Here is a 4,064-nt window from a genome sequence, read left to right on the forward strand (position 1 = left end):
AACCCTCAATGAAAATCAAAGAGCAAACTAGGAAACTAGCCGCAGGCTGCTCAAAACACTGTTTTGAGGTTGTAGATAAGACTTACGAAGTCAGTCACATATATACGGCAAGGCGACGTTGACGCGGTTTGAAGAGATTTTCGAAGAGTATAAGATTATTGACAATTGCTTACTTGTTTCTACTGGGAAAAAGATGAATGCAATCGTGTCCATCTTTTTCTTTTTATGGTAAAATAGAGAAATAATATGGTGAAAAGCCTTGAGGGAGTGACCGATATGTTAAGTAAAGCCAATCGTGCAAAGACAGCTATTTGCGGAATTATCAATGTAACCCCAGACTCCTTTTCGGATGGTGGTCAATTTTTTGCTCTTGAGCAAGCACTCCAGCAGGCTCGGAAGTTGATCGCAGAGGGAGCGAGTATGCTAGATATCGGCGGAGAATCGACTCGGCCGGGAAGTAGCTATGTTGAGATAGAAGAGGAAATCCAGCGTGTTGTTCCAGTGATTAAAGCGATTCGCAAGGAAAGTGATGTCCTCATTTCTATTGATACTTGGAAAAGTCAGGTGGCAGAGACTGCTTTGGCTGCTGGTGCCAATCTAGTTAATGATATTACTGGTCTCATGGGTGATGAAAAAATGGCCCATGTGGTTGCTAAGGCTGGTGCGAAAGTGGTCATCATGTTTAATCCAGTCATGGCTCGACCTCAGCACCCTAGCTCGCTCATCTTCCCTCATTTTGGTTTTGGTCAAGCTTTTACAGAAAAAGAGTTAGCTGACTTTGAAACATTGCCAATCGAAGACTTGATGGAGGCTTTCTTTGACAGAGCCCTAGCGAGAGCAGAGGAAGCTGGTATTGCACAAGAAAACATCCTTCTGGATCCAGGAATTGGCTTTGGTCTGACCAAGAAAGAAAATCTGCTTCTTTTACGGGACTTGGATAAACTACATCAGAAGGGCTATCCAATCTTTCTTGGAGTGTCGCGCAAGCGATTTGTCATCAATATCCTAGAAGAAAATGGTTTTGAAGTCAATCCTGAGACAGAGCTTGGTTTCCGCAATCGAGATACGGCTTCGGCTCATGTAACTAGTATCGCTGCAAGACAGGGTGTGGAAGTGGTGCGCGTGCATGATGTAGCTAGTCACAGGATGGCAGTTGAAATTGCCTCCGCCATTCGTCTGGCTGATGAAGCGGAAAATTTAGATTTAAAACAATATAAATAAGATGAAAGAAATTGAAAACAATCAGTGGATTGCCCACTATCGGACGGATCAACCGCATTTTGGCTTGGAACGAATGGTGGAACTGTTAGCTTTGCGTGGCAATCCCCATCTCAAACTCAAGGTTATCCATATCGGAGGGACCAATGGCAAGGGTTCGACCATTGCTTTTTTGAAAAATATGCTAGAAAAGATGGGGCTGAGAGTTGGGGTGTTCAGCTCGCCCTATCTCATTCATTACACAGACCAGATTAGCATCAATGGAGAATCTATCCCAGAAGCGAGGCTAGAAGCCCTCATGGCAGACTATCAGTCTTTGCTGGAGGGAGAAACGGCCGCCAATTTGCAGGGGACAACCGAGTTTGAGATTATCACAGCTATAGCCTATGATTACTTTGCCTCGGAGCAAGTAGACGTGGCTATCATGGAAGTCGGCATGGGTGGACTTTTAGATAGTACCAATGTCTGCCAGCCCATTTTGACAGGCATCACCACTATTGGACTGGATCATGTGGCCCTACTTGGTGACACCTTGGATGCCATAGCAGAGCAGAAAGCAGGTATTATCAAACAAGGGATTCCCTTGGTAACAGGGCGTATTGCTCCAGAAGCTTTGGCTATGATTGACTGCATTGCGGAAGGGAAAGATGCACTGAGATTTGCCTACGGGACAGATTATCAGGTCAGCCATCAAGAAAGTGTGGTGACAGGGGAAGTCTTTGACTATACAAGTGCTGTCAGACAAGGTCGCTTCCAGACTAGCCTGCTTGGCTTGCACCAGATAGAGAATGCTGGGATGGCCATAGCTTTACTTGATACTTTTTGTTTAGAAGATGGTCGAGAGCTAGCAAGCAATGACCTACTTGGTCAAGCCTTGGAAGAAGCAAGTTGGCCAGGGCGTTTGGAAGTTGTGTCGAGAGACCCTCTGATGATTTTGGATGGGGCCCACAATCCCCATGCTATCAAGGCCTTATTGGCAACCTTGCAAGAACGCTTTGCGGATTATCATAAGGAAATCCTCTTTACTTGTATCAAAACCAAGGCCTTGGAGGATATGTTGGACTTGCTGGGGACAATGCCAGATACCGAGCTTACTCTGACACATTTTGAAGATAGTCGGGCGACTGATGAAAGCGTGTTGGAAGAGGCAGCTAAGTCTAGGAATCTCAACTACCAAGGTTGGCAGGATTTTCTAGAGCAGAAATTGACAGATAAAAAAGAAGAGAAACAAACAGTTAGGATTGTCACGGGTTCCTTGTATTTCTTGAGCCAAGTGAGAGCCTATCTGATGGAGAGGAAGAATGAGAATGGATACACAAAAGATTGAAGCAGCTGTAAAAATGATTATCGAGGCTGTCGGAGAGGACGTTAATCGCGAGGGCTTGCAGGAAACACCTGCTCGTGTAGCCCGTATGTACCAAGAGATTTTTTCAGGTCTTGGTCAAACAGCGGAGGAACATTTGTCAAAATCCTTTGAGATTATTGACGATAATATGGTGGTAGAAAAGGATATTTTTTTCCATACCATGTGTGAACACCACTTCTTGCCATTTTATGGTAGAGCGCATATTGCCTATATTCCAGATGGCCGTGTGGCAGGTTTGTCTAAGCTAGCTCGTACGGTTGAAGTTTATTCTAAAAAGCCACAAATTCAAGAACGGTTGAATATCGAAGTGGCTGATGCCTTGATGGAGTATCTAGGCGCTAAAGGAGCCTTTGTTGTCATTGAGGCGGAACATATGTGTATGAGCATGCGTGGTGTCAGAAAACCGGGCACTGCCACCTTGACGACAGTAGCTCGTGGTCTATTTGAAACAGATAAGGACCTCCGAGATCAGGCTTATCGTTTAATGGGACTATAATACTCTTCGAAAATCAAATTCAAACCACGTCANNTTCCTAGTTTGCACTTTGATTTTCATTGAGTATAAAAAGAATCCGCTTTGGGCGGATTTTTCTAGAAAGGAATCATTATGGATCAACTGCAGATTAAGGATTTGGAAATTTTTGCCTATCATGGTCTTTTTCCTAGTGAGAAGGAATTGGGGCAGAAGTTTGTCGTTTCAGCCATCCTATCCTATGATATGACCAAGGCGGCGACAGACTTGGATTTAACGGCTTCTGTCCATTATGGAGAACTGTGTCAGCAGTGGACGACTTGGTTTCAGGAAACAACTGAGGATTTGATTGAAACGGTAGCTTATAAACTGGTGGAACGTACTTTTGAGGCCTATCCTCTTGTCCAAGAAATGAAGCTGGAACTGAAAAAACCTTGGGCGCCAGTGCATTTGCCACTAGATACTTGCTCGGTAGCCATTCATCGCCGCAAGCAACGATCCTTTATCGCCCTAGGAAGCAATATGGGAGATAAACAAGCAAACTTGAGACAAGCCATTGAGAAAATGCGAAATCGAGGTATCCATATTCTCAAAGAGTCCAGTGTCTTTACGACGGAGCCTTGGGGTGGTGTGGAGCAAGATAGCTTTGCTAATCAAGTGGTTGAAGTAGAAACATGGTTGCCTGCCCCAGTGCTATTAGAAACCTTGTTAACCATTGAAGCAGAGATGGGACGGGTGAGAGAAGTGCATTGGGGACCTCGTTTGATTGATTTGGACTTGCTCTTTGTGGAGGACCAGGTCATTTATACAGACGACCTCATCCTGCCTCATCCTTACATAGCGGAACGCCTTTTTGTCCTTGAGTCCTTACAGGAAATTGCGCCTCATTTTATCCATCCGACATTAAAGCAACCGATCCGTAACTTGTATAATGCTTTGAAAAAATAGAAAAAACTCTAGTTTTCAGTCGTTTGCAACTGAAGGCTAGAGTTTTTATACTCTTCGAAA

At 44.4% G+C, this 4,064-nt stretch carries 4 protein-coding genes; all 4 read left to right on the forward strand.

Annotated elements, in window-relative coordinates:
- Positions 1-246: 246 nt before the first annotated feature.
- The 4 genes from folP (at position 247) to folK (ending at position 4,004) form a co-directional block, all read left to right on the forward strand.
- Positions 247-1,221, forward strand: coding sequence for a dihydropteroate synthase (gene folP, locus HT728_RS05260; protein ID WP_173234215.1), 975 nt, complete (start codon positions 247-249; stop codon positions 1,219-1,221).
- Between the two features lies 1 nt (position 1,222).
- Positions 1,223-2,545, forward strand: coding sequence for a folylpolyglutamate synthase/dihydrofolate synthase family protein (locus HT728_RS05265; protein ID WP_173218034.1), 1,323 nt, complete (start codon positions 1,223-1,225; stop codon positions 2,543-2,545).
- Positions 2,526-3,080: a GTP cyclohydrolase I FolE gene (gene folE / locus HT728_RS05270; RefSeq protein ID WP_061827444.1), complete on the forward strand. Its 555-nt coding sequence runs from the start codon at positions 2,526-2,528 to the stop codon at positions 3,078-3,080. Before HT728_RS05265 ends, folE begins: the two co-directional genes overlap by 20 nt.
- Before the next feature lie 111 nt (positions 3,081-3,191).
- A complete protein-coding gene (gene folK, locus HT728_RS05275) occupies positions 3,192-4,004 on the forward strand; it encodes a 2-amino-4-hydroxy-6-hydroxymethyldihydropteridine diphosphokinase (protein WP_173234217.1) in 813 nt (270 codons plus the stop codon).
- Positions 4,005-4,064 lie beyond the last annotated feature (60 nt).

Source organism: Streptococcus sp. 544, assembly GCF_013277385.1.
GTDB classification, from domain to species: Bacteria; Bacillota; Bacilli; order Lactobacillales; family Streptococcaceae; genus Streptococcus; species Streptococcus mitis_BA.

What these genes read in the sequence shown, in the direction of transcription:
- folP (WP_173234215.1), top strand. Translation starts at nt 247, where the DNA reads ATGGTGAAAAGCCTTGAGGGAGTGACCGATATGTTAAGTAAAGCCAAT.
- HT728_RS05265 (WP_173218034.1), top strand. Translation starts at nt 1,223, where the DNA reads ATGAAAGAAATTGAAAACAATCAGTGGATTGCCCACTATCGGACGGAT.
- folE (WP_061827444.1), top strand. Translation starts at nt 2,526, where the DNA reads ATGGATACACAAAAGATTGAAGCAGCTGTAAAAATGATTATCGAGGCT.
- folK (WP_173234217.1), top strand. Translation starts at nt 3,192, where the DNA reads ATGGATCAACTGCAGATTAAGGATTTGGAAATTTTTGCCTATCATGGT.